We start from the raw sequence: 25,700 nt of genomic DNA on the forward strand, positions 1-25,700 counted from the left end.
TCTGGGAGTCTGCAACGCGCAAGACTTGATTTACATCAAGTCCTGCGCCGGCCCGTCACCGGGGCTCCAGGGACGAGGCTTTCCCGCTCGTCGATTGCCCCCATAAACGTCCGATTGAAACTGCGATCCGATCTATCCTTTACCCCACTATCAGGGGGCTACAAGCGATGCCCGAAACACGTCCATACCAGCATCATTATCTGAAAGCCGCGTGCTCCAACTGCAGTGTTCTGGAGTTATGCCTGCCGATCGGCTTGACCGGCCCAGAGGTCGAGCGGCTGGATACCCTGATCGTTCAGCGGGTAAAGGTTAAAAAAGGCGCCGCCCTGTACCGGGCCGGTGATCCGTTGCGCTCGCTGTATGCGGTACGCATCGGTTCATTCAAGACCAGCATGCTGTCGGTCGACGGCCGCGAGCAGGTCACCGGTTTTCAGATACCCGGCGAGATGCTCGGTCTGGACGCCATCAGCGACGACCGGCACGCCTGCAGTGCCTTTGCCCTTGAGGACAGCGAAGTCTGCCCCCTGCACTACGCGCAACTGGAGAAACTCGCCCAGGAACTGCCCTCACTGCAACACAACATGAACAAGCTCCTGAGCCGGGAGATCGTGCGTGATCACAGCATGCTCATGATGATGGGCAACATGAACTCCGATGAGCGCCTGGCGGCCTTCCTGCTGAACCTGTCGCAACGGCTGAGCATTCGCGGGTATTCGTCCAGAGACTTTGTGCTGAAAATGCGCCGTGAAGAGATCGGCTCGTATCTGGGCCTGCGTCTGGAAACCATCTGTCGGGGCATCGCTCATCTGCGGGATCAGGGGTTGGTCGAGATTTCCGGGCGTAACGTCAAAGTCCTGGATCTGGAGGGGCTCAAGCAACTGGTCGCCGGCTGTCACCGGCAGTCGCCCCCCTGACGCCTCACGGCGCATCGGCTTTTGGAGAATCGTCATGCGCGCCATGGTTCTGCATGCCCCCGGTCAGCCGCTGCAACGGGAGGAGCGTGCTATCCCGACACCCGACGCACACCAACTGTTAATCAAAATCCTGGCCTGTGGCGTGTGCCGCACCGACCTGCATCTGGTGGACGGTGAACTACCGCAAGCGGTGCTGCCGCGGGTGCCGGGCCATGAAATCGTCGGTGAAGTGACGGCAGTAGGTGCCGACGTAGCGCCCGATTGGGTCGGCAAGCGCGTCGGCGTTCCCTGGCTCGGCTGGACGTGCGGGGAATGCACATTCTGCTGCTCGGGCCGGGAAAACCTCTGCGATCGCGCCCGGTTCACCGGCTGTCACCTGGACGGCGGTTATGCCGACTACACCGTTGCCGACGCCCACTTCTGTTTTCCCCTTCCAGACGCGCTCTCGGCCACCGAAGCGGCACCGCTGCTGTGTGCCGGGCTGATCGGTTTTCGCGCCTTGCAAATGGCCAAAGGGGCGCGTCATCTGGGTCTTTATGGCTTCGGTGCGGCGGCGCATCTGGCGATTCAGGTGGCGCGGGGCCGGGGCCAGCAGGTGTATGCCTTCACCCGACCGGGCGACAGCGAGGGCCAAGCCTATGCCCGAACCCTGGGCGCCGAATGGGCAGGCCCCTCGGATCAACCGCCGCCGCACCCGCTCGACGCCAGCCTGATCTTCGCCCCCGTCGGTGCGCTAGTGCCGTTGGCGCTGGAAGCCACCGTCAAGGGCGGCTGTGTGATTTGCGCGGGCATCCACATGAGCGACATCCCCGGCTTCCCTTATCGACTGCTGTGGGGCGAGCGCAGCATCCGTTCGGTGGCGAACCTGACCCGCGAAGACGGCACCGCGTTTTTTGCAGAGCTGCGCCATACGCCCGTGCACAGCGACGTCACCTGTTTCGCCCTGGACGATGCCAACCAGGCATTGGCAAGCCTGCGAGCCGGTCAGGTCAAAGGCGCGATCGTGCTCATCCCCTGACGAGCGACCCCGGCTGCTTGACCGCCAGAATACTGCCCGGCACCGAATACAGTGCCCGTTCCGTGTTGCTGCCGATCAATCGGTCGAACCCCACCCGGTGCACCGTGCCCATTACAACGACATCGACCAGATACTCCTCGACAAACTCACTCAGCACCGGCGCCGGCAGGCCCATGATGAAATGCCGACGCTCCGGCGGCACGCCATAGCGCTCAGCCAGAGCGACAAATGCCTGGTGCAGGGATTGCCGCAGCTCCTCCATGAAATCCACATTCCACCCGCCGCTGACCAGGGCAGCATCGCCATTGAAGGCCGGTGACAAGTCATACGCGTACAGCAGATGCAGCGGTGCATCGCATATCAGCGCCAGTGCATTCGCCGATTGAATGATGGTGTCGTTGAGGCCACTGATTTGCGTCGAGGGGTCGAACGGGTCCACTGCCGCCACGATCCGGTGCGGCAAACCGTAACGGGCCTGGTTGACCAAATGCACCGGCACCGTGCATTCGCGCAGCAGGTGACAATCCAGAGGGGTGATGAACACGCGTTTGAGCAGCGGCTCCATTGTGACGTCCTTGATCAGCAGGTCGGGCTTGAGCTCTTCGACGCACCTCAAAATGTCCAGCAATGGATGAGTGGTAAAAACCACTTCCACGCTCACGTTCAATCCCTCACCGCTGAGGCGCTGGATTTCTTCCACCATCCAGCGGCGATAGCGGCGCAGATAGCGCTGGTACTCCGCCTCATCGGTTTTTTCCTCCCATAAATGGATGATCGGGGCCGGCTCGATAAACGCCCGCACATCCAGCACCGCCCCGCTGGCCTTGGCGAGGGCGACGGCGCGCTGCAAGGCCGGGGATTGGTACAGGGTTCGGTCGGCGATCAGCAACACACGTTGATATTGACCCATCACACACCTCGATTCGGTGCCGGTCCAAAGCGCCGGCATGTTTCCAGAGTGCGCTCGTTGCCCTCTACCCCGGTTGATTTACATCAGATGCGAGCGTCTGAGCCTGCCTGTCACGAGTGTCTGATCCAGATCAGATTCAGGTGCCACCAGCGGCGTAAAAAGAAATGAACCGCGTGGTTCGTTGCGACGCGCGAGCCTTTCAACCCGGATGGAGAATTGCACCATGCTCACTGTTAAAGACCACAATGACCGAGCCGCTGCCCTCTACGCTACCGTCACCGGACAGTACTGGATTGAAGCGCTCAGGGACGGGCGCCATGTGCTGATCCGGCCGCTGACAGAAAAAGACCGCGAGCGTGAATATGCTTTTATCAAGCACCTTTCCCCGGAGTCGCGGCACATGCGCTTTCTGGCGCAAGTCAATGAGCCCGGTACGGCCATGCTCGACCAATTGATGGATGTCGACGGCAAGAAGCGGTTGGCCTACATCGCCCTGATCCATGACAACGGCAAACTGATTGAAATCGGTGTCAGCCGCTATGCCGCCACCGCCGACAACGAGTGTGAATGTGCCGTGACGGTTGCCGATGAATACCAGCATCTGGGCCTGGGCACGGCGCTGATGGAGCACTTGATCAAGGCCGCGCGCAAGAATGGTTTTCGTCAGATGTATTCCATCGACGCCGCCAGCAATGCGCCCATGCGTGATCTGGCCAAAGCCTTGGGTTTTGAGACCCGTCACGATCCCGATGACAGTCGTCAGGTCATTCACAGCCTCTATCTGTAAAAAAAACGTCCCTCGGCGTCATTGGATCCGCCGAGGGACGTTTCAACACTCAGGGCTGTAACAATGAATGCCGACCCGCCGTTCGGTGTTTTTTTCAGCAGTGTCCGCCAACAACGCTAGGCTTACGGATAATGTGGTGATTATCGCCATTTTGCAGGGAGCGCAAAAATGGAACTCATTAACCGTTGGCAGCATCTCTCTCTCAGGATGGCCCTGGGAGGAATGCCGCAATGAAGCTCTCCAATCATTACAAATGGACTGCCTTGGGCGCCATTGCGCTGACCCTTTTCAGCGTACTGATATTTTTGCTGATCAAATCCTTCTCGTACGACACGTCGACCTACTTCGAGTCGCGCGACTTCGTTCGCCAACTCAAGCAGTTCGATGCCAACTGGAACATGAAGGTTCTGAGAGCAAAAATCGGCATGAACAACAATTTGCTTCTGGTGGCGCATCCTGAAGCAGAGCAACGCTGGCAGCAGCTCGACGACCTCAACGCTGCCGGCCCGCTTTCGATCCTTTGGCAATCTCGTCGACAGGGTTATCTGGAGGCAGTGGAAAACAAAACCCGATTGGTTGAGCAATTCAAACAACACAACACAGTATTGCGAACTTCACTGGATGCCCTGCCTGAACAGGAAGATGACATTCAGGCATTGCTGGAAAATAACAATGACCAGGATTTAACCGCCGCCTCAAACGTATTCGATCTCACGCTGGCAACCCTTGAATACGCCCTCTATGTATCCCGTGACAAAGCTGAAGAGATCGCCCATCAACTGAACGAACTCAGCGAACACATTGATCAATTGCCACCTGAACGGCGCCAGCCTTTTATTGCATTTGTCGAGCATATAAACGCCATCGTTCGAGAGCAGCCCATCGTCAATGACCTGCTTGATCGCATCAGTGTGATTCCGGTCGCACAGCAACTGGACAGCATCAACGAGTTATTGAACGAGACACAACGGCGCGCCGGTGCGACATACCGCCAATATCACCTTTATCTCGGAATATGCGCCGGCATCATGGCACTGCTGTTGTTGTACCTGGCCGCCCGCCTGATTCGCAGTTATGCCCTGATCAACAAGATGAACAATGAGTTGCAAACGGCAAACGAACGGCTGGAACAACGCGTAGAAGAACGCACCCGCGAACTGCTGGAGGCCGAGCGCGAACTGGTCGAAGCCGCACGGATGGCCGGCATGGCGGAGATCGCGACCAATGTGCTGCACAATGTCGGCAATGTGCTGAACAGCGTTAACGTCTCGGCAGACTTGATTACCCGCAAATTGGCGGCCAGCAAAACCCTTGGCCTGGGTAAAGCGGTGAAAATGATGAACGAGCATGCCGAAGACCTGGGGCAGTTCATCACGCTTGATGAAAAGGGCAAATTGCTTCCCCTTTACCTCAATCAATTGGTCGACTCTATCGCGGCCGAGCAATCGAGCATCGTTGACGAACTGTCACAACTCACCAAAAGCATCGATCACATCAAGGACATCGTTGCCACTCAACAGGCCTATGCCGGCGCGGCCAGGCTGGTCGAGCCGTTGAACGTCGTCGATCTGTTCGAGGATGCGTTGCGCATGAATTCCGGCGCGTTGAGTCGGCACCATGTCGTCGTCACCAAGGACTACCAGGACACACCGACAATCATCGGCGACAAACACCGCCTGCTGTTGATCCTGATCAACCTGATCAGCAATGCCAAATATGCAATGTCCAAGGTCAGCGACCGTCAGCGCCATATGACGCTGGGCGTCAAGATTATCGATAACGCAACGCTGCGCCTCAGCGTGGAGGATCAGGGCGAAGGGATCGCTGCCGAGAACATGACCCGCATCTTTAATCACGGCTTCACCACCCGCAAGGAAGGTCATGGCTTTGGCCTGCACAGCTGCGCGCTCGCGGCGGTAGAGATGAACGGGCACCTGCGTGTCCATAGCGATGGACCGGGTCATGGCGCGCTTTTCACTCTGGAGATTCCGCTGGAGACTGCCGACGCATTGCCAACCGCTGGAATGTCAGTCAGTTAAGCCATTTCAGCAACGACGCACTCCTTGTAGCAGCTGCCGAAGGCTGCGTTCGGCTGCGCAGCAGTCGTAAACCCTGAGTGCGCGGCGTGCCTGGCGGATCGCAGTGCCTGATTTTACGACTGCTTCGCAGCCGAACGCAGCCTTCGGCAGCTGCTACAGATTGCGTTACCGCCTGACAAAACCTGCCAACACGACTAACCAATCAGAGCCATCAACTGTTGGCGTTGCGCATCCGTGAGCATCGGGCCGAAACCCGCACCGGCGTTTTCCGCCATGTAACGCGGGTTGCTCGTGCCGGGGATGACGCAGGTCACCGCCGGATGAGCCAGCAGGAACTTGAGCGCCAATTGCGCCCAGCTGTTGACCCCCACTTGCGCGGCCCATCCCGGCAGCGGTTTGCCTTTCAATCGAGCAAGCAAGCCACCGCCGCCGAAAGGTCGATTGCAGATCACCGCCACCCCGCGCTCGCGACATAGCGGCAGGATTCGTTTCTCGACGCCGCGATCGTCCAGGGCATAGTTGATCTGCAAAAAGTCCAGCGGCTCGGCTTTCAACACGGCCTCCACTTCGTCGTAGGCCGACGCGGTGTAATGGGTGATGCCGATGTAGCGGATGCGCCCTTCTGCCTTCCATTGGCGCAGGGTGGGCAGGTGGGTTTTCCAGTCCAGCAGATTGTGAATCTGCATCAGATCGATACGGTCGGTCTGCAATAGCTTGAACGACTGCTCCATCTGCGCGATGCCTTCTTCGCGCCCCTGGGTCCAGACCTTGGTGGCCAGAAACGCAGGCGAACGAGGTCGATGGATCGACAGCAATTCCCCGGTCGTCTGCTCGGCGCGACCGTACATGGGTGAGCTGTCGATCACCGTGCCGCCCTTCTCAAACAACGCGATGAGCACGGCGGGCAGTTGCTTGTAGGCTGCGTCGGAAGGCGCGACATCAAAGCCGCGATACGTGCCCAACCCGACCATGGGTAACGGCTCGTTGCTGGAAGGAATGGCTCGGGTCAGCATGTTCTTGCCTCCTGTTTCCGTCGACGGCGCCGATGCGGCAAAGGCCGGATCGAAGGTGAAGACCGCCGAAACACCGGCAGCCAGCGTGAGTATTTTTCTACGGCTGAAAACAATCATAGGCAAAGACCAATGCCAGTCAGTGAACCCCGCTCCCACAGAAAATGCGCTTGATTGACTGGCATCGGGCACCTCTCCTGTACAGCTGAAATTGCTGAACTACACTCTGACGGCACTCAAGCAGTAGCTGTCTCAAGGCCCAAAGCAGTCAATGTCGTCCACTAAACTTAGCCGAATGTCGCGAACCCTGGTGTCTCTCTTCGCTTTCATTGCCATTGCATACCTGGTGCTTTGCGCGGCGCTGTTCGTGTTTCAACGCGCCCTGATCTACTACCCGCAACCACGCGCTATTGACGCGCTCGAAACACTGCTGACACTGCAAGTCGCCGATGCGCAGGTGTTGGTGACGGTCAGGCCGCACGACGGTCCGAAGGCGTTGATCTACTTCGGCGGCAATGCCGAGGACGTTTCCCGCAGCCTGCCCGGGTTCTCACAAGCCTTTGCGGATCATGCGATCTACTTGCTGCATTACCGAGGCTTCGGTGGCAGTTCCGGGTCGCCGTCCGAAGAAGCGATTCAGCGCGATGCCATGACCTTGTTCGACATGGTCTACAACACCCATCCTCAGATCGCCGTGGTCGGGCGCAGCCTGGGTTCGGGCGTTGCCGTGCGCCTCGCCAGCCAGCGCCCGACCTCGCGGCTGATCCTGATCACGCCCTACAACAGCCTTGAAGACCTGGCCGCCCGCCAGTTCCGCTGGTTCCCGGTGAAGTGGCTGCTTCAGGACAAGTTCGAATCCTGGAAATACGCCGCTCACATCACCGTACCGACGCTGTTGATCGCCGCCGAGCACGACGAAGTCATACCGCGTTCAAGCACGGAACAGCTCTACACACATTTCGCCAAGGGCGTGGCCACGCTGCAAGTGATACCGGGCACGGGCCACAACTCGATATCCGAAAGCCCGCAGTACCTCAAACTACTCGGCGCCGCGCTGTGAGGGCCGGCGGCACGGTCACAAAAACGACATGATTGCTTAACGTTTTTTTTACAACCCGGCAGGCACGTTATGCGTGGCTGCGGGCGCTGCCGCTCATGATGAGCGCCGCGCAGACTTTGACAGGACAATGGAGCAAGGCATGGAGCAAACGGTGGTATCGACCCAAACACATACTCTGATCAGCACGCACTTAGGGGTGAATGTCATGCAAAGGCCTCCTTTGCGCAGGACGGGGATTAGTCGCGCACAGGCGCGAGCCTCATGACGGTTCTGGTCACGGGCGCCGCCGGTTTCATCGGGTATCACACCGTCAAGCGTTTGTGTCGGGAAGGCCTTGAAGTGGTCGGTATCGACAATCTCAACGACTACTACAGCGTGGAACTCAAACACGCACGGCTCAAGGCGCTGGAATCCTTGCCGGGCTTTCGTTTTCAGCACCTGGACATCGTCAACAAACCGGCCTTGATGGCATTGTTCGAAGACCATGCTTTCACCGAGGTTGTGCACTTGGCGGCCCAGGCGGGCGTTCGCTATTCGCTGGACAATCCGGACGTCTATGCGCAGTCGAATCTGGTGGGTTTTTTGAATGTGCTGGAAGCCTGCCGACACCATCGCCCCGCGCATCTGATCTACGCCTCGAGCAGCTCGGTGTATGGCACCAACCGCAAGATGCCGTTTAGCGTCGAAGACAGTGTCGACCATCCCGTTTCGCTGTATGCCGCCACTAAACGAGCCTATGAACTGCTGGCGCACAGCTACTGCCACCTCTATGGCCTGAAGGCCAGCGGCTTGCGCTTTTTTACCGTTTACGGGCCTTGGGGGCGCCCCGACATGGCGCTGTTCAAGTTTACCGAGGCGATCATTAAAGGCTTGCCGATCGACATCTATAACCATGGCCAGATGTCGCGCGACTTCACCTACATCGACGACATCGTCGAAAGCATCGCTCGCCTGCGCTCAAAACCACCGGTGCCGAACGGGCCAGAGGATGGCGTAAACCGAATCTTCAACATAGGCCGTGGCCAACCGGTGCCGCTGCTGGAATTCGTCGATTGCCTGGAAGCGGTATTGGGCATCAAGGCCCAGCGTAATTTTCTGCCGCTACAGCCGGGCGATGTGGTCAAGACCTGGGCCGATGTTTCGGCATTGGCCGAATGGGTCGACTTCCGCCCTCAGGTGGCGGTTGAAACAGGCGTGGCGGAATTTGTGAAGTGGTATCGCCACTTCTATCAGATATGAAACGTGAGCCCTTGATAATAAAAGACCAAGGAGCAAGGGGGACTCTATGAGCCAAGACATTTTTGTATCTGTATTGATTCCAGCAAAAAACGAAGCGAACAACCTCAAACCTTTACTTGAGGAAATTCGCACCGCACTGGCCGATGAGGCTTACGAAATCATTGTCGTGGACGACGGCAGTACCGATTCCACCTTGCATGAACTGCGGCAGATCAAAAACAACGGCCTGAGCGCGTTGCGCATCCTGCGCCATGAGCGTTCGCTGGGGCAAAGCACCTCGCTCTACCATGCGGCGTTCAATGCCCGGGGCCAATGGCTGGCGACACTCGATGGCGACGGTCAAAACGACCCCGCGGACATCCCCGGGATGTTGGCCCTGGTGCGCGGTGAACAGGGTCTGGTCGACGTTCAGTTGGTGGCCGGGCACCGGGTCAACCGCCGCGATACCGCGAGCAAGCGCTGGGCCTCGCGTTTTGCCAATGGCCTGCGCAGCCGCTTGCTCAAGGACGCCACCCCGGACACCGGCTGCGGGCTGAAACTGATCGAGCGCGCGGCGTTTCTGCGCTTGCCGTACTTCGACCATATGCATCGGTTCATTCCTGCGCTGATCCAGCGTCACAACGGCCGCATGATCGTTCATCCGGTCAACCACCGTCCGCGCACGGCCGGGGTGTCCAAATACGGCAACATCGACCGCGCACTGGTGGGCATTCTCGACCTGTTCGGCGTTTGGTGGCTGATCAAGCGCACGCGGTTGAACACCAACGCACAGGAGATCGAAGGATGAACCTCTCTCGCGAAACCCTTTGGCTGGTGATCGGCTTCGGTGGCCAGGTCGCCTTTACCGGTCGCTTCGTCTTGCAGTGGCTGTACAGCGAATACAAAAAACGCAGCGTGATCCCGGTGAGCTTCTGGTACCTGAGCATCGTCGGCAGCACCCTGCTGTTCGCTTACGCCATTTACCGGCAAGACCCGGTCTTCATCGTCGGCCAGGCCTTTGGCTCCATCGTCTATTTGCGCAACTTGCAATTGATTGCCCGCAGCAGACATTTAAAGGACTGAGCCATGCGCAAAACCCTGTCGCCCGGGATCGAATGCCTGGGCTTGGTGCTGCTTGCCTTGCTGTTGATCGGCGCCGGATTCGGGCTGCGTCAGCCGCAGAATGTGGATGAGGAACGCTTCCTCGGTGTGGCCCTGGAAATGCTGCACAACGGCGCGTGGTTCATCCCCCACCGCGCCGCGGAAATATACGGCGATAAACCGCCGATCTTTATCTGGACGGTGGCGTTCTTCGCGTGGCTCACCGGCCTGCCCGCCCTCGCCCTTTATATTCCGGGGCTTTTGTCGGCCGCGACAGTCACGGCCATGGTCTACGATCTGGGCCGCAGGCTATGGAATCAGCGCATCGGCCGGACGGCGGCGCTCTTATACCTGGCGACCTATCAGACGTACAGCATCCTGCGAACCGGGCAGATCGACAGCCTGTTGATTCTGTTCACGTCGCTGGGCTTGTACGGGCTGGCGCGACATCTGTTGCTCGGGCCGGCATGGCGCTGGTTTTATGTGGGCTGCGCCGCCATGGGCATTGGCGTGATCACCAAAGGGGTCGGCTTCGTTCCGGTCCTGATGCTGATTCCGTACGCTTATGCAGTGCGCAAAGGCTGGTCCGGTGTAGTGGCCATGCCCGGTGAGAAGCGCAAGTGGTTCCTGGGTTTTTTGGTCGCCCTCGGCGCCATCGCAATCTGGCTGCTGCCCCTGGCGATTTCCATTGTGCTCAATGGCACTGCGGATGAAATCGCCTATGCGCGAGAAATCCTGCTGCGCCAGACAGCGGCACGCTATGCCGCCGCTTGGGACCACCGCGAACCGTTCTGGTATTTCTTCGTCAACGTGATCCCGCAATATTGGCTGCCATTGGTGCTCGCTCTGCCGTGGCTGGTGCCAGCCTGGCACCGGCAACTGCGCAAACACGACGGTCGAGTGCTGGTGCTGCTGGGCTGGGTCGTGCTGGTGGTGTTGTTCTTCTGCCTGAGCAGCGGCAAGCGCAAGTTGTACATCTATCCGGCGCTGCCAGGGCTGGTGTTGGTGGCAGCTCCGCTGATTCCCTGGCTGCTCAAGCGCTGGTTCGGCAAACGTCCGCGTGGTCGGCGAATATTCCAGGCGCTGGTAGTGACCTGGTTTGTCCTGTGGTTTGCCCGCGGTTTCATCGAACCGATCAAGGACGGTCGCAACCCCCATGAAGCGCTCATGGCGCAGGCGGCGACCATGACCCACGGCGCCGATCTGGTATTGGTCGATTGGCGCGAGGGCCACTGGTTATTCGCCCGGCAGCCAATCGTGCATTTCGGGATGAAAGACTCCTCGGTCGAACAAGCAGCGCAGTGGTTGCGTGATCATCGTGAGGCATACGCCCTGGTGCCGGACGGAGTGTTGAGCCAGTGTTTCAATCCTGAAGCCGCCCATGAGCTGGGCGAAACGTCTCGTGCGCAGTGGTCGATTGTCGGCGCCGATGCCGACAACGGCCGTTGCCATCCCGGACAGCCACCCAAGGTCTATCGCTTCAGCTGGGACAAGGAAAAGTCATGAGCAAAAGATGGAAAACGGGAATATTTTTCATTGTTGTACTGCTTGGCGCCTACGCAGTTTCCGCACACTTCATGGTGCACCAGCAACTGTATGCGCACTGGCAAAACCGCTGGCATGGCAATCAGGCGCCGGACAAGAATATCTGGCTGCCAGACTATAAAGCCGTGATCCAGGCCAAGCCTGTTGCAAGCGTCGACGATTTATCCGGTATCACCTATGACCCGGACCACGATCGTCTGCTGGGGATCACCAATGGTGCTCCCATGGAGATTGTGGCAATGAGCCGTAACGGCGATCTGCTCGAACGTTATCCGCTGATCGGGTTCCAGGACACCGAAGGCATTGCCTACTTGGGTAATGGGCGAGTGGTGATCGCCGATGAAACGTTGCAACGACTGTACGTCGTCACCCTGCCGAGTACCCCTGAGCCCATCCCTGTGGAAAATGCACGCTTTCTCGCCATCGAGATCAACCTGAGCGAACACAACAAGGGCTTTGAAGGCGTGGCCTATGATGCCGCGAATGATCGTATTTTCGCGATCAAGGAGCGCGATCCGCGCCAGCTCTATTCGGTTACGGGCATGCTGGCTTCCATCGACGGCTCGTTACAGGTGCGCATCAAGGACTTGACGAACTGGATCGACCGCAGCGTCTTCGGCATGGATCTTTCCGAGGGTTACTACGATCCGAGGACCGGTCACTTACTGGTACTGAGCGAACAGTCCTCCAACCTGACCGAACTCGACGAGAAAGGTAACTTCGTCAGCATCCGCTCACTGCTCGGCCTGACGGATGATCTCGAGAAAACCATACCGCAAGCCGAAGGCATGACCATGGACGCCGATGGCGAGCTTTACGTTGTGAGTGAGCCCAATCTGTTCTACCGGTTCAGCAAATCGAAGGCCGCTGTGGCGGAGAGTCAGCAGAAGCGTTAATGGGTTTTGTGTTGGATGGGCCGGCCCCATCGCGGGCAAGCCCGCTCCCACAGTGATCGGTGTCGTTTACAAATCTTTTGGTCAAAGCAGATACCTGTGGGAGCGGGCTTGCCCGCGATGAGGCCCGCAGGAACACCCTCAAACAGGCGTTCAAGCTCCCGACTCGACCACTTCTGTCAATCAGTTAACAGCCGACACACTCTCTGTAGCACCCTGCGTCCGGCTGCGAAGCAGTCGTAAAATCAGTCAACCGGTTCTTTCAGGAGGACCGTGTACACCGATTTGCGAGGACTTCGTCCTCGAACGCAGCCTCGCGGGCTCGGCAGCTGCTACAGATTGAATAAAGTCTGCTGGCCAGTTTTGATTTGTCGCAGCACCGCTGCGACAAATGCCAAACCAATAGTCTCAGCACTGCTGAGACTATTGCATTCACGGATAACTAAACCCCTTGACCAACGTCAACTCCCCCACCGCCCGCATCGGCACCAGGAACGTTTCCAGCTTCTCGTTCGGCGTCCCCTCCTCCGTAATCACCGTGATGTGCGCCGTGGTCAGGGGCTGAACAGCCTCTTCCTGCCCCTCCTCATCACTGCGATACCCGCCACCGTAGTAGTTCACGTACACCAGGTATTGGCCCTTGATCGGCGCCGGCATGGCGAAGATTTCCGGGCCGTAGCCGGTGGTGACGTCGACGTCGAGTGCGCCGCCGTTGGCCGCGACGCGGTCGCCGTACCAGATATGGCCACCGTCAGGCGTGACGACGTGCAGGTCGAGGTCGGTGCCGTCGCTGTCCCAGGCCAGCAGTACTCGCAACTTGGCCGGGGTGGCGCCGCCGCTGGTGTTGAGGAACTGAGTGCGGTGGCGTTGTTGGCCATCAGGGCTGCGGACTTCGACGCTGTTGCTGCCGTTGGGGAATGAAAACGGGCGATCGTAGCGGCCGGCGGGGTCGATTTTCAGCGGCATGCTGACGCCGTTGACGATCAGCTTGCCGGGTTCATTGCCCTTGGGCGCGGACTTGATCTGACCGGTAATGCGAGCGGTATTGGCCTGCCCCACCGGTGTGTTGACCGAGGACGCCGGGTAATTAACCGTCTGACGAAAGTTTTCGCCTTCGCCTTCGGGTGCGCCCGTGCGCCAGCCGCCGACGGGGGTGTCGAGTTTGACTGCGCTATCGGTGGCGAACGTGGTCGGCCATACGCAAAAGGAACAAAGGAACAGGAGGACCTGTGGGTAACGGAGTTTCATGGCCTATTCCAGCAAGAGGTGGCGGGCGAGCCCTTCGATGTAGGTTTCATCCTGGCCGTTGGGATGTGCTTCGAAGGCCAGGTGCAGGTATTCGTGAGTCAGGTCGAGGCGGTCTTGCAGCGACAGCACGCCACGCACGTAAATGCGCTGGCGTTCGCGATCGACAAAAGGACGGCCAAAGGCCAGGCGGCAGACGGCGAAGGTGTTGACTTCGTTGTAGCCAACTTCGCTTTCCAGCCGTGGACGCCAGCCTCGACGTTGTTTTTGCAGCCAGTCTTGCGCGGCGGGCAATGCGTCGCAGGAAGCGACGGGGTTGTCCCAGCGGCTGAGGCTGGCGCGCGGATAAGCGTGCAGCAGGATGGCGTCGTAGCGTTGACCGGCATTGGCCTGTTCGACGGCTTGCAGCCAGGAGAGCTTGTCCGGCCCCGGTTGATCGGAGTGATAGGTGACGTTGCTGCCGGCGAGGACCAGGTCGCTGGTCCACGCGGCGATGTTGCGCGACTCGGTCGCGGCCGGGCGTGGGGCAACGCGCTGTCGGCTGCTGCTGTCATCGATGCTCAGGCAGTCGCCGTTGCGGGTAGCGTTTTGCAGCAGGTAGGTGCGGATCGCGACGCTCAGGGCTTTGGCAGCTTCGGCGGGTTCCGGTCTGGCTTCGCGCTGCAGGACGCGGGCGACGTATTCTTCGCGGTCCAGGCGGGCGACGAGTTTGTCTTTGAGCAAGAACAGCTCGCCGTCGCTGTGGATATCGAGTTGATTGCCGTTGGCGAATTCGACGCGATAGTCGCCTTGCAAGGGCCCGGGCGCTAACACGCGATCCCCCGACAGTACGCGTTTCAGCGGATAACGCGCGAACAGGCCGACCTCGACGCACTTCCCCTCCTCGGCGGGCCAAGACGAAGGCAACACCGTCGCCAGTGCCTGACCGTAATTGCGCAAGACCATTTGACTCGTGCCGCGCCCACCGGCCCAGATTGGTGTGCCGTCCGCCGTCCAGCCAGCAAATCCGCCCTGGCGCGACGAAGGATCCTGATCCCCCAACCAGCTCCAGGTTTTCACCCGCAACCGGCCACCAAGCTCACCGACGACATTACCGTCAGCAGCGTTCAGCACCACATCGAGCAACACCCGCCGCGCCTGATCCTGCGCCGGCATCACGGCCAATACCTTCAGCAACTCAGCCACCGAAACCCGGGTCTGCGGTTGCAACGACGGCAAATCCAGCAACCACTTCGGCGCTTGTCTCGCCTGCCAATACTCGCGCCATTCAGCGCCAGCAATGCCCAAGCGCGCAGGCTCAAAATACAACCCGCAAGACTTCACCAACGCCTGATCGCGCTCGATCTTGCCGCCCGCCGTGCAGCAATACACTTCTTCCTTCGATTGCCCGCGACACTCATAAGCCGGTTCACGCGCGCCGGTATCCACCAGCCAGCCGTAGACAAACAGCTTCCACAAACTACCCAGCGGCGTCTGCAAATCAGCAGGCAATGACTCACGCGAAATCACCTGAGTCGGGTTCAACGCAAGCAATTCACCCTTGAAGCCCAGGTGCAACGGCTCGTCCTGCGCTGTCGCCAGCGCAGGGATCAAACACAGCAGCCACCAGACCAAACAGCGGGTCATGTCAGTGGACCGTGACCTGGCCGAGCGCCGGTTTCTGTTCCTGGGCCTGATGCTGTGGCGCATAGACCTGAGTGAAACGCACCGGCGGCAGGTTGAACTGACCCTTTTGCGAGAAACGCACCAGATGACGCAGGCGCAATTCGCCGCTCAGGGCATCCACCGGGATCGCGTAGGCCATTTGCCCCGGTTCGAAACGGGCTTTCTCCAGCGAGGTCGGCTCGGTGCCGGCCTTGCCCATCAGCTTGATGCCCCACGTGGTGCGCTCGACGTCCGCGCCCGGTGGCAGCGGCACTTCGAGCATGCCGTAGCGCAGCGGTTTCGCAGCCTTGCTGGTGATGATCACTTCGTCCAGGTACAGGCTGTCGCTGGACAGCGGTTTGCTGCCGACGGCTTCGAGTTTGAATTCAAACGCTTCGTCACCCGGCACCAGACGCGACAGACGACGAGTGATGGTCACGGCCATCGGGTCCACCGGCGGTTGCTTGCTCTGGAAGCTCAACGCGGCGCGAAGCGGGCGTTCTTGCTCCCCGGTCAGCGACAACACTGTCGGCACGGGCGCAGCACCCTGCCACGTCCAATACATCTCACCGGTATCACCGTACTTTTTCTTCCAGCCTTCACCCGGTGCCAGCGCGATGGTGGGTGAAGCCTGCTCGATGCTGCGTTGCAGCCAGGTCAGCGCCAAGGCGCGTTCCAGGGTCGATTGCTGTGGCAACAGGCGTTGCAACAACGCCTGAGCGTGAACCTGATCGAAGGCTTGCAGCGACAGGTTCAGCGCTTCGACAAACGGCTGAGAGCTGGCGGCCACTTGTTGTTGCGCAGCCTCCAATTGACCATTGAACGCCGACGGCAGATTGACCTTGGCCTGACGCGCCATCGATGCGGTCAGCACCCGAGCGCTGGCCAGCCCCAACGCCGAATCCGGATCGCTCATGACCAGGCTTTCTTCGCCGTCGTCCATCACGCTCGCCGCATGGCCTTCGCCGGCTTTCACCAAGTCGTCGATCAAACCGCTGAGCAGCGTGTTCACTGGCAATTGCATCTGTTTGGCAAACGACAGAATCAACGCCCGCTGCAACAACGGCGTGTTCTGCGACTGCTTGGCGTACACCTCCAGCACCCGCTGCCAATGCTCCGGCGGCAGACTCAGTTCCAGCGCTTTGCTGGCGTGCCAGTCGGCGTAATAGGCGTAAGCGGTGAGGAACGCATCCGGCTCACCGTCAAAGCCCCACCAAGTGAAGCTCGCCGACGGGCCGGCCATTTGCACTAAGCGCAGGCGACTGTTCTGCATGATCAAACGCAAGCGATCGCGGATCTGCGGGTTCGACGACAAAGTCGGATAAGCGATGCTCAACGGCAGCAAACGGCTGGCGGTCTGTTCGACGCCGCCGTACGGATAGCTCAGCAAATCATCAAGCGCCGAACGGAATAGCGCTTGCGGACTGTCATCCAGGCGCAGGCGAATATCCGTGGCGTCGGCCGGCAAGGTCAGCGGCGTATCACCGCTGGCCACGTCCAGGCTTTGGCTCTGAGTCACCTGCCAGCCTTCGCCGGTCGCGGTCAGGCGCACCGCCAAGGAATCAGCGGTTTTGCCGTCCTGCACCAGCTCGGCGGTCCACTCGCCATTGGCCACTGTGAACGCCGGTAATGCGATGTAGTTGATGCCGTTGTTCAACGTGATCGGCACCCGTTGTTCGGCGCCACCGTAATGAATTACCAGCTCAGCCTTGACCGGTTTCTCGGCCTGACTGAAAGCGAACACACCGAGATCCGGTTTGTCGCTGTTGCGGAATTTGGTCGGGCCGCTCCACTTCAGGTACAGCGGTTTTTCCGAGCGAACAAATTGCTTCTTCTGCCCGACCTGACCGTCATCGGCAATGGCCCGGGCGGTAATGCGCCAGCGGGTCAGCGAGTCCGGCATTTTGAAGGTAAAGCGGGTTTTGCCATTCGCATCGGTGATCAGTTCAGGCTGCCACGCGGCGGTGTCGACGTCTTCGCGACGTGGCCGCTCCAACACTTTGACGCCGCGCTCGCTGCGGTTGGCTTTACCCGGTGCGCCTGGGCTGCCCGGCAATGCCACGTCGTAGCTGATGAACGACAAACTGGCGCTGGTGCGCACGTTGTTGCGGCGCGGGTGATAGAAGAATTGGTCGATGGTCGGCGCGACTTCCGGTTGCAGCGCGTAGACCATTTCATCGACCACACTGACCGTCAGGTGCGCCGGAATCGGCTTGCCGGCGAACTGGGTGGTCAGGTCAACCGACACGGTATCGCCCGGCTGATACGCCTCTTTATCGGTGGTGATGGCCACGTCGATTTGCGGCGCAACCACTTTGATGCCGGCGTTCTGGAAGCTGTATTGGCCACCCTTGGTGTAAAGAACCGAGAACGTCAGGTTTGGCGCGAAGTTGTCCTTCACCAGGATGCGCGCGCGGTATTGGGTGTCGCTGAGTTTTTCCATCTTCAGCCAGTCGCTGCCCTTGGACAGCAGCGCGGTGGCCTCGACCTTGTCACGCTCAAGCGACAACAGCGCATCGATGATCGGCTCGGGGAAAGTGATCAACGCGAGGGCTTCGTCGCCCGCCTTGTACTCGGGTTTATCGAGGACGATTTCCACGGTGCCGGGCACGGCTTTGACGCCGTCGCCAGTGACCGAATGACCGATCGCGCCAAGTACGCGGCCATGGTCATCTTTCAGCGTCAGGTTGTAAGTGCCCGGACGGTCGAAGGCCAGGGTGAAGCCTTTATCTTTGGTGGCAAGTTTACCTTCGCCAGTGGTTTGATCTTCGAGTCGCACCCAGCTGTAGCTGCTCGGGTTGACCGCTTTGCTCTGCTCGCTGCCACCTTCGTTGGCGTAGCTGAATGCAACCTTGCCGCCCACTGCGCTGAACCGTTGAGGCGCGCTCAAGCGGAAACTGGCGGCGCCACGGTCGATGAGGATTTCCTTGGTGGTCTTGACCCGATACGCCGCGCCATCGCTGGCGAACACGGTGAGCATGTAGCGGCTCGGTTTCTCGGCGGCGGGCAGATCGAGGCTCGCGTTGCCCTTGGAATCGGTGGTCAGTTCGGCGCTGGTCAGCTCCACCGGGAATTGCCCGAGGTATTGCAGCTCGTTATCGACCATCGACAGTTGCTGGGCGCGCAGGCTCAGGCTCAACTTGGCGTTGGCCACCGGTTTACCGTCCGGGTACAGCAGCACCAGACTGCCCTTCACCGGTTCGCCGGTGCGGTAATCCTGCTTGGCCAGGTTCAGGGAAATTTCGAAGTGCGGCTTGATGTATTCAGCGACACGGAAGGCACTGCTGTAGGCCTGATCCTTGTAGCTGAAACGCAGTTCATAACCGCCCGCCACCGCGTTGTCCGGCAACTGGAAACGGCCCTGAGTGCCGGCCTTGGAATCGAGCTTCAGCGCCAACGATTGCAGTGCGGTGCCCGTGGCATCGAGCACAGTGACGTTGACGTCGGCAGCGGTCGGTGCCACGGAATCCCGTGCATTCTTGAACTCGCGGCCGACGATTTTCAGCGACACCCAATCCCCCGGCCGATACAGCGGTCGGTCAGTGAACGCATAGAGTTTGGTGTCGTAGATCTCACTGTCGTAATAGAAGTTCTCGGAGACGAACACCCCGCCCTCTTCGTCCTCGCCGATCACGAATGAACGCTCCGGGCTGACGTGTTTCAGACGCAGCAAACCATCGGCATCGGTAGCACCACTGCTCATCACGCCCAGGCCGTCGGTCCACAGCACATTGACCTTGGGCACCGAACTGCCTTCGTGTTTGCGCGCGGCCCACACCAGCAATTCATCGCCAGCAATCTTGCTCACGGCCACGGTGTTGGAGACGAACACCATGGTGGTCGCGCGGTACTTGCCGATCAGCGCTTCCACCAGATACAGGCCCGGCTTCAGGTTGCCCAACGGGATGTACACGTTGCCCGGCGAGACACTGACGAACTCGCTGGAAGAACCGGCCAGGTTCACGCCCTCAGGCGGCTGAATCGGTTTGGCTTGCCACAACGGATAACGGAATTGGCTGACCACCGGCAGGCCCGGAATCAACGCAAATTGCGGCTGAGCGTCGTAAGGCGTTGGCGCGGCGATGGCGGTGCCCATCTTCAGTTCCGGCACTTCCTCGGTGACTTGTTTGCGCGACTCGTAGGAAAACGCCCGCTGCATCACCCGACGGGATTTGCGGTACCAGTTGTCCCACAGATACGCGAGGGTGTTCGACAGGCCTTCGCCCTTGAACTGGCCATCGCTGACCACGCGGTGCAGGTTCTTCTGACGCTTGAGGAAATCCAGCGGCTTGTCGATGCGATACACGCGAATGTCCGCGCCGCCGTAAGGCTCCATGCGGAACCGGCGGTAATCGCGGCCCGGCGCTTCGAGGCGAACCATCGCCTGCTCGTCGCTGGCGAAACTGCTGTCGGCCAGCAGGAAAAAGCTTTCACCGGCCACCGGCGTGTAGCCGCTTGGCTCGACGGTGTCTTCGGCGTTCACCGCCGAAAAAGGCAGCAGTAATACCAATAGCAGAGGCAGAAAACGCAGCATGCGGGCACCGATCATTGGGAGAGGAAGTTCAGTCGATAGACGCCGATGAAGTTGGGGTTGGCTGCGTCGGGTATCCATCGGGTGTCCTTCCATGTCATGAGTTGTTGCAGGCTTGCGGAGCGCATGCCGTTGTCAGTGGGGGTGGTAGTGCCGGTGTGATAGGCGATGAAGCGGCCCATCCAGATCATCAGGTGCTGGTCGTCGCCCTGATCGAAAAACATCAAGTCGCCGGGCCGGGCCTGGGCCAGATCGCGGCCGACCAGATGACTGTTGAACTGAATCAGTTTGATCGCGTTGACGTAGGGCCCGACCTTGCCGCCGCCTTGCTGCCATTGCTGGGCGAGGCCGCGTTGGACATCGCTCAGTTGCAGTTCCGGCGGCAGGTAGCGATTGGACAGGCCATTGCTGCGCAGCCATTTGTCGTCATGAACCTTCAGCGCTTCGTTGGCGGCAAACCGCACCAGCCCGGCGCAGTCCTGCTGATACCAGCGCGGGCTCGGGCCTTGGGTCAGTTGTTCCTGGGCGATGCGCACGAACCAGGCGCGGAATACCTGGGATTGCTGCGGGTCGAGCGCCGGGGCTTCGCTGGCAAAGGTGCGAGTCCCCAGCAACAACGCCAGCAGGCCGAGGCCTCGGATGAGTGCGGTCACAGGGCTTTCCACTCCAGCGGCAGCCACTGCCAATGGCCGTCGGGCTCGCTGCCTTTGGGCAAGGTCAGGGCATATTTGCCATAGCCGCCGAGGGTGCGCAGTTTCGGAATCAGGTAGGTTTGCGCGGCGTTGTAAAACACCGGCTCCATGTCCTGCGGCAGGCTGTCGAGGGTTTCCTGTTGCATCAGCTGCGCCATGGAATCCGGGCCGAAATAGATCGGCATCAGCAGGTCTTTCGGCAGCACGTCAGCCAGCGGCGGGAAACGTTTGTCGAGAGTGCCGAGGGCTTTGTCGACCAGTTTGTCGTCGAGGGAGAACAGCAGCGTCGAACCGTGACGCGCCAGACTTACGCGCATAAAGGCTTTGCCGGTGATCGCATCCGGTTGCTCGGCATCCTTGGCCTTATAGGGGCCGAAGTTGGAGCTGACCTGACGCTGCCACTGATGGGTCTGGCCTTCCTGTTTTTCGACCACCGGGAACGCGTGATCGGCGACGTTGCCTTCGTAGGCGCCGACCATCGAGCCGAACAGGTTGCCCAGATCGCCGTCGAGTTTGGCGCTGTCATCGTCATTCAGGCTGGCCACCAGCAGCGGCGTGTAGAGCCGCGAATCGGCGTACCAACACAGGCCGGCGGCACCGGCCATGTGTTCGGTCAGGGCCTGGGCCACGGACTCTTCGGCGCCGAGTTTCACCAGCAGCGGTTTCTGTTGTTCGGCGGCCAGTGGCAAGGTCACGCAGGCGCTGGCGCCCATCGGCATGGCTTGCCAGATCGGTTTGAAGTCGAAGTCCGGCTGGTTTTCCAGTTCGTCCATCGCGAGGAAGCTGTGCCAGCCTTTGTCGTCCATGTCGAAACGCAGGCCGGCGAAATTCGGGATGAAGCGCTGGTAACCCATGGCCAAAACGCTGGAATTGACCGAGAGACGCTGTTTTACCTCGGGCGTACGCGGTGGCAGGCCGAAGGCTTCGGGGAACAGTTTCTGGCCGCCAAGCAACGCTTCCAGGGATTCCGTCGAGACCATGCCGGGCTCATCGACCGGGCCGTGTCCGGCCTCGTACAGCTTCGCCGGGTTGGACAACACCACCAGTTTGTCGCCATGGGACGCGAACACCAATGACTTGCTGGCGTTGTAGTTGAGCTGATAAAGCGTGACGGCATCGGCGCCGACTTTTACCTCGCTGAGTTTGCTCAGCTGCGTATCATCCAGCGCCACTTTCGCCAGCGGCTCCAGCACCTTGGCCAGCCCGCCGCGATCCATCACCAACAGGAAATCCTTGAGACGCCCATCCGCCCCGCGCCACAGCGCCACATCCGCTGGTTGATCGAACAGCTGCTCGATCAGGCTGTCCTGCAACTTCAGGTCATGCTCGTAAATGATCCGCCGCAGACTGCCAATCAAACCGAGACGGTCGGCGTGGGCTTCGTAATAGAAGACGAAATCTTCGGTCAGGGTTTCCTTGAGAAACGGCACCGCCAGCAGATCCTTTGGCAGTTGGCTCAGGGAGTGGGTTTCGAGCAAACCGTCCGGCCGGCTCATGCCCAGTTTGTCACTGGCCAGTTCCGCAGGCGGAGCCTTGGGTTTGTTCAGGAACCACCCTAACCCGCCCGCCACGCCGGCGACCAGGCACAGCCCGACCAGCAGCGCCGGCCAGCGACGGGAAACGTTGGCAGCAGGTGCGTCGGCGGCCGGAGAAGCAGTGTTATCACTCATGTTCACAAACCCAATTCATCCGTGGTGCGGGATGTTTAATAGTTGAAAGTCTTGACCAGCAGCAGGTCGCCGATCGCCCGCAAAGGCACGATGAAGGTCTCGCGTTTTTCGTCGACGGTGTTTTCGTTGAGCACCAGATTGATTTGCGAGGTGATCACCTCGTTCTGGTTGCTGGTCTCATCGAAGTTATAGCCGCCGCTGCCGAAGTTGCCCCAATAGTTCACGTAAACCAGATAAGTGCCATGCATCGGCGCGGTCATGGTGAACATTTCCGGGCCGGGGCCATCGACCCCGTCCGGGTCCAGGCCGCCGCCGTTGCTCATCGCCGGGCGGGCCCAGAACGCATGCTGGCCGTCGGGGGTAATGATGTGCAGATCGAGTTCGGCCTTGGGATCGTCCCAACCGAGCACCACGCGAATTCGCGCCGGCGTGCGCAGGTTGTTGGCTTCATAGAATTGAACGCGCTTGAGCGACTTGCCTTCGGAACTGCGCACTTCGACGCTGTTGGACCCGGCGCCGAACGCATACGGCCGGGCAAAACGTCCTTGGTCGTCGGTGTACAAATTCAGGGGATTGCCGTTGACCGCCAGGCTGTGCGGCGGTCGGAGCGTGCCGAGGGCCTTGAGCTGACCTTCGATCATTGTGCGATTGCGCTGCACGCCCCGATCGATGGGCGGTGTGGGATAGGCGACTCGAGGATTTTCACTGCGGTCCAGCAGGCCGTGATAGCGCCAGCCGCCCACCGGTTCCGACAACTCGGCCGTGGGCTCGGCCCATGCCACCTGGGCGCAGACCAGCGTGATCAGCAGTGAAAGAACACAACGCATGTAACGCCTCCTGCCATGCATAACGAAACCTGGCGCCCGATCCTCGGCGCGGTGTTTGATCTGACTGCTGGGCCTTCGGGCTCAAAAAATGAGGGGCCAGAAGCTAATGCCAGTAAGTTAAGCCGTAATGCTATCTGTAGCAGCTGGCGAAGCCTGCGTTCGGCTGCGTAGCAGTCGTAAAATCAGCCACTGCGGTGCGTCGGGCGGACCCCGTTGCACGATTCACGACTGCCTCGCTGCCGAACGCAGCCTTCGGCAGCTGCTACAAGGAAATGCTGCGCGGCTGAAATTGCTTAACTGACTGGCATTACGCCAGAGGCCGGCAATATAACATTGCCAGCAGTGCAGTTTTCCGATCTTTTTGTGAACCAGCCGCGCTTTTTCCAGATAACCCGATCGTCGCCCCCGCCACCCTCTCGCGCATTCCGGGTCTTTAATGGTTGCAGGATTCCAAGCCACCGCAACCCTCTGCGCACGCATCGGGAGACTCGTCATGAAAATCGTCGTCATCGGCGGCACCGGGCTGATCGGCAGACACCTCTGCAAAAACCTGCAAGACCTGGGGCATGAAACCCTGGCCGCGTCACCCAGCACCGGCGTCAACGCCCTCACCGGCGAAGGACTGCAAACCGCCTTGCAAGGCGCCGATGTGGTGGTCGACGTAGCCAACTCGCCCTCCTTCGAAGACGCTGCCGTGCTCGAATTCTTCGAAACCTCCGGGCGTAACCTGCTCGCCGCCGAGAAAACCGCAGGCGTCAAACACCATGTCGCCCTGTCGGTAGTGGGCACCGAGCGCATGCTCGACAGCGGTTACTTCCGGGCGAAAATGGCGCAGGAAAAACTCATCAAGGACTCAGGCATCCCCTACACCCTATTGCGGGCCACGCAGTTCTTCGAATTCATCGGGGCGATTTCGCACTCGGGCGTGCAGGAAGGCGACACCGTGCGTTTGACTTCCGCCGAGCTGCAACCGATTGCCGCGGTCGATGTCGCGACGGCACTGGCGAAAATCGCCGTGCAGGCGCCGAGCAACCAGACATTAGAGGTCGCAGGACCTGAGCGCTGGCCGCTGGTGGAATTCGTGCGCCTGTTTTTGCAACACACCAACGACCCGCGCCAAGCCCAAGCGGACGACACGGTCCCCTACTTCGGTGCGCCTATCGATGACCATTCGCTCACGCCGGGAGAGCACCCCATCATCGGACCGACGCGCTTCGAGACCTGGCTCAAGAGCAGCGCTTGATACTCAAACGAGGCCCTACACCAACCGCTCAATCTTCTGATGCTGCCAGACCATTTTGTAATACAGCGTCTGCAGGATCAGCATGCCCAGATAAGCCACCGGAAACGCCATCCAGACACCTTGCAGCCCAAAGCGCGCATCCAGCAGATACGCCACCGGCAACTGCACCCCAACCACGCAAACGATCGAAACCGCCACCGGCACCAACACCGTGCCGCTGGCGCGCATGATGCCGCCGACAATCGCCTGAAAACCAAACACCAACAGGCTCCAGAGCATGATGTGCAACAGGTGTTCCGCCATCGCCCGCGTAGAATCATCCGTGAGGAACAACCCCAGCAACCAGTGCGACAGCAGATAACCCAACATCACCAAACCACCGGTCAGGCACACGTTGATCAAAAGTCCCGTGCGCAAAATCGGCCCCATACGCTCGATGCGCCCGGCCCCGATGGCTTGCGCGCCGAGGATCGATGCCGTGATCGCAATCGACAGCGCCGGGAACTGCACGTAATTGACGATCTGCGTCACCGCCCCATACGCCGCCGTTGCCTGAGAACCGTGCTGGTTCACCAGCGCCAGAATCACCAGCTCCGATAACGACAGCACCACCATCTGCAACCCGGTCGGTAGCCCGATGCGCAACACCTTGCCGAGGATCTCCAGATCCAGCCGCATCGCCGCAAACATCTCCCGATCCGGCGCCAACGGATGCCCCTTGCTAATCAACCGCCACGCCAGCCACCCCATCGCCGACAAGTTACCCGCCAACCCCGCCCACGCCGCACTCTGAATCCCCATCGGCGGCAGCCCCAACCACCCGAGAATCAACGCCGGCGTCAGCGCCAGCCCGACACACGTCGACACCACCAGCGCCAACAATGGCGACACCGTATCGCTCACCCCACGCAGCAACTGCGTGAACAACACAAACACCAACAGCGACGGCAAGATCCACATCATCACCTGCGCATACGCCACCGCATCATCCAGCACATCCACCGGCGTGCCCAAACCCTGCAACGCCGGTCGGGCAAACACACTGCCCAACACCGCAGCCACCAACCCGATCATCGCCCCCAACAGCAACGTCGAACCGGCAATGGCCTTCACCAAATGCAACTCGCGAGCGCCCCAGGCTTGACCGATCAACACCCCGGCGCCCGCACCAAGGCCGATGACCAGGGCGATGAAGAAGAACACCACGGGGAACATGCCCGATACCGCCGCTAAAGCCTGCGTGCCGAGCATTTGGCCGATGTAGATGCTGTTGATCGTGCCCGACATGGATTGGAGGAAATTGGAGAGGACCATGGGGGCGAGGAATAGGAGGTAGGTTTGCCAGAGGGGGGG

General features: G+C 60.0%; 20 protein-coding genes. 11 read left to right on the plus strand and 9 right to left on the minus strand.

Annotation, left to right across the window (positions count from 1 at the left end; all coding sequences use genetic code 11):
• The first annotated feature begins 167 nt into the window (after positions 1 to 167).
• Both fnr and KGB18_RS28755 read left to right on the plus strand, forming a co-directional pair.
• Entirely contained in the window at positions 168 to 914 is a 747-nt protein-coding gene (fnr, locus tag KGB18_RS28750; protein ID WP_201060847.1) for a fumarate/nitrate reduction transcriptional regulator Fnr, read from the plus strand.
• Between the two features lie 34 nt (positions 915 to 948).
• Complete coding sequence (locus KGB18_RS28755; protein WP_123722135.1) at positions 949 to 1,932, plus strand: zinc-dependent alcohol dehydrogenase family protein; 984 nt, start codon at positions 949 to 951, stop codon at positions 1,930 to 1,932.
• Here the strand turns inward: KGB18_RS28755 and KGB18_RS28760 are convergent.
• Positions 1,922 to 2,842 carry a universal stress protein gene (locus KGB18_RS28760; RefSeq protein ID WP_123722134.1) on the minus strand — a complete coding sequence of 307 codons (921 nt, stop codon included), beginning with the start codon at positions 2,840 to 2,842 and terminating at the stop codon, positions 1,922 to 1,924. The genes KGB18_RS28755 and KGB18_RS28760 overlap by 11 nt on opposite strands.
• Before the next feature lie 223 nt (positions 2,843 to 3,065).
• On the opposite strand from KGB18_RS28760, the gene KGB18_RS28765 reads away from it, so the two are divergent.
• Together KGB18_RS28765 and KGB18_RS28770 are read left to right on the plus strand one after the other, a co-directional pair.
• A complete protein-coding gene (locus KGB18_RS28765; RefSeq protein ID WP_123722133.1) occupies positions 3,066 to 3,629 on the plus strand; it encodes a GNAT family N-acetyltransferase in 564 nt (187 codons plus the stop codon).
• A 230-nt stretch (positions 3,630 to 3,859) separates the two neighbouring features.
• A complete protein-coding gene (locus KGB18_RS28770) occupies positions 3,860 to 5,668 on the plus strand; it encodes a DAHL domain-containing protein (RefSeq protein ID WP_223570907.1) in 1,809 nt (602 codons plus the stop codon).
• A 194-nt stretch (positions 5,669 to 5,862) separates the two neighbouring features.
• Here KGB18_RS28770 and KGB18_RS28775 read toward each other — a convergent pair whose 3' ends face one another.
• On the minus strand, positions 5,863 to 6,681 hold the full coding sequence (locus KGB18_RS28775; RefSeq protein ID WP_033864923.1) for an aldo/keto reductase: 819 nt from the start codon (positions 6,679 to 6,681) through the stop codon (positions 5,863 to 5,865).
• Positions 6,682 to 6,949: 268 nt separating this feature from the next.
• On the opposite strand from KGB18_RS28775, the gene KGB18_RS28780 reads away from it, so the two are divergent.
• The 6 genes from KGB18_RS28780 (at position 6,950) to KGB18_RS28805 (ending at position 12,498) form a co-directional block, all read left to right on the plus strand.
• A complete protein-coding gene (locus KGB18_RS28780) occupies positions 6,950 to 7,738 on the plus strand; it encodes an alpha/beta hydrolase (RefSeq protein ID WP_223570909.1) in 789 nt (262 codons plus the stop codon).
• 261 nt (positions 7,739 to 7,999) lie between these two features.
• Complete coding sequence (locus KGB18_RS28785) at positions 8,000 to 8,977, plus strand: NAD-dependent epimerase (RefSeq protein WP_223570910.1); 978 nt, start codon at positions 8,000 to 8,002, stop codon at positions 8,975 to 8,977.
• Between the two features lie 46 nt (positions 8,978 to 9,023).
• A complete protein-coding gene (locus tag KGB18_RS28790) occupies positions 9,024 to 9,764 on the plus strand; it encodes a glycosyltransferase family 2 protein (protein ID WP_123722128.1) in 741 nt (246 codons plus the stop codon).
• Entirely contained in the window at positions 9,761 to 10,039 is a 279-nt protein-coding gene (locus tag KGB18_RS28795) for a lipid-A-disaccharide synthase N-terminal domain-containing protein (RefSeq protein ID WP_123722127.1), read from the plus strand. The genes KGB18_RS28790 and KGB18_RS28795 overlap by 4 nt, the downstream gene beginning before the upstream one ends.
• 3 nt (positions 10,040 to 10,042) lie before the next feature.
• Positions 10,043 to 11,563 (plus strand): ArnT family glycosyltransferase, encoded by a 1,521-nt coding sequence (locus KGB18_RS28800; protein WP_123722126.1) that lies wholly within the window; start codon positions 10,043 to 10,045, stop codon positions 11,561 to 11,563.
• On the plus strand, positions 11,560 to 12,498 hold the full coding sequence (locus KGB18_RS28805) for an SdiA-regulated domain-containing protein (RefSeq protein WP_123722125.1): 939 nt from the start codon (positions 11,560 to 11,562) through the stop codon (positions 12,496 to 12,498). The genes KGB18_RS28800 and KGB18_RS28805 overlap by 4 nt, the downstream gene beginning before the upstream one ends.
• Before the next feature lie 429 nt (positions 12,499 to 12,927).
• Here the strand turns inward: KGB18_RS28805 and KGB18_RS28810 are convergent, their stop codons facing one another.
• From KGB18_RS28810 to KGB18_RS28835, 6 genes are read right to left on the minus strand one after another with little or no spacing between them, the layout of a single operon-like run.
• Entirely contained in the window at positions 12,928 to 13,743 is an 816-nt protein-coding gene (locus KGB18_RS28810; protein ID WP_223570911.1) for a YfaP family protein, read from the minus strand.
• A gap of 3 nt (positions 13,744 to 13,746) precedes the next feature.
• Positions 13,747 to 15,366: a DUF2300 domain-containing protein gene (locus tag KGB18_RS28815; RefSeq protein WP_223570912.1), complete on the minus strand. Its 1,620-nt coding sequence runs from the start codon at positions 15,364 to 15,366 to the stop codon at positions 13,747 to 13,749.
• Position 15,367: 1 nt separating this feature from the next.
• Positions 15,368 to 19,933: an alpha-2-macroglobulin family protein gene (locus tag KGB18_RS28820; RefSeq protein ID WP_223570913.1), complete on the minus strand. Its 4,566-nt coding sequence runs from the start codon at positions 19,931 to 19,933 to the stop codon at positions 15,368 to 15,370.
• Entirely contained in the window at positions 19,930 to 20,568 is a 639-nt protein-coding gene (locus KGB18_RS28825) for a DUF1175 domain-containing protein (RefSeq protein ID WP_187326468.1), read from the minus strand. Before KGB18_RS28825 ends, KGB18_RS28820 begins: the two co-directional genes overlap by 4 nt.
• A complete protein-coding gene (locus tag KGB18_RS28830; RefSeq protein ID WP_223570914.1) occupies positions 20,565 to 22,277 on the minus strand; it encodes a DUF2138 domain-containing protein in 1,713 nt (570 codons plus the stop codon). The genes KGB18_RS28825 and KGB18_RS28830 overlap by 4 nt, the downstream gene beginning before the upstream one ends.
• Before the next feature lie 35 nt (positions 22,278 to 22,312).
• On the minus strand, positions 22,313 to 23,104 hold the full coding sequence (locus KGB18_RS28835; protein ID WP_008008415.1) for a YfaP family protein: 792 nt from the start codon (positions 23,102 to 23,104) through the stop codon (positions 22,313 to 22,315).
• A 493-nt stretch (positions 23,105 to 23,597) separates the two neighbouring features.
• Here KGB18_RS28835 and KGB18_RS28840 point away from each other — a divergent pair, with 493 nt between their 5' ends.
• Positions 23,598 to 24,347: an SDR family oxidoreductase gene (locus KGB18_RS28840; protein ID WP_201060861.1), complete on the plus strand. Its 750-nt coding sequence runs from the start codon at positions 23,598 to 23,600 to the stop codon at positions 24,345 to 24,347.
• Between the two features lie 15 nt (positions 24,348 to 24,362).
• Here the strand turns inward: KGB18_RS28840 and KGB18_RS28845 are convergent.
• Positions 24,363 to 25,700 (minus strand): MATE family efflux transporter (locus KGB18_RS28845; protein WP_223570915.1); only part of this gene is annotated, 1,338 nt, incomplete at its 5' end.

Origin of the sequence: Pseudomonas sp. BF-R-26 (assembly GCF_019947395.1) — a bacterium.
Taxonomy (GTDB): domain Bacteria; phylum Pseudomonadota; class Gammaproteobacteria; order Pseudomonadales; family Pseudomonadaceae; genus Aquipseudomonas; species Aquipseudomonas farris.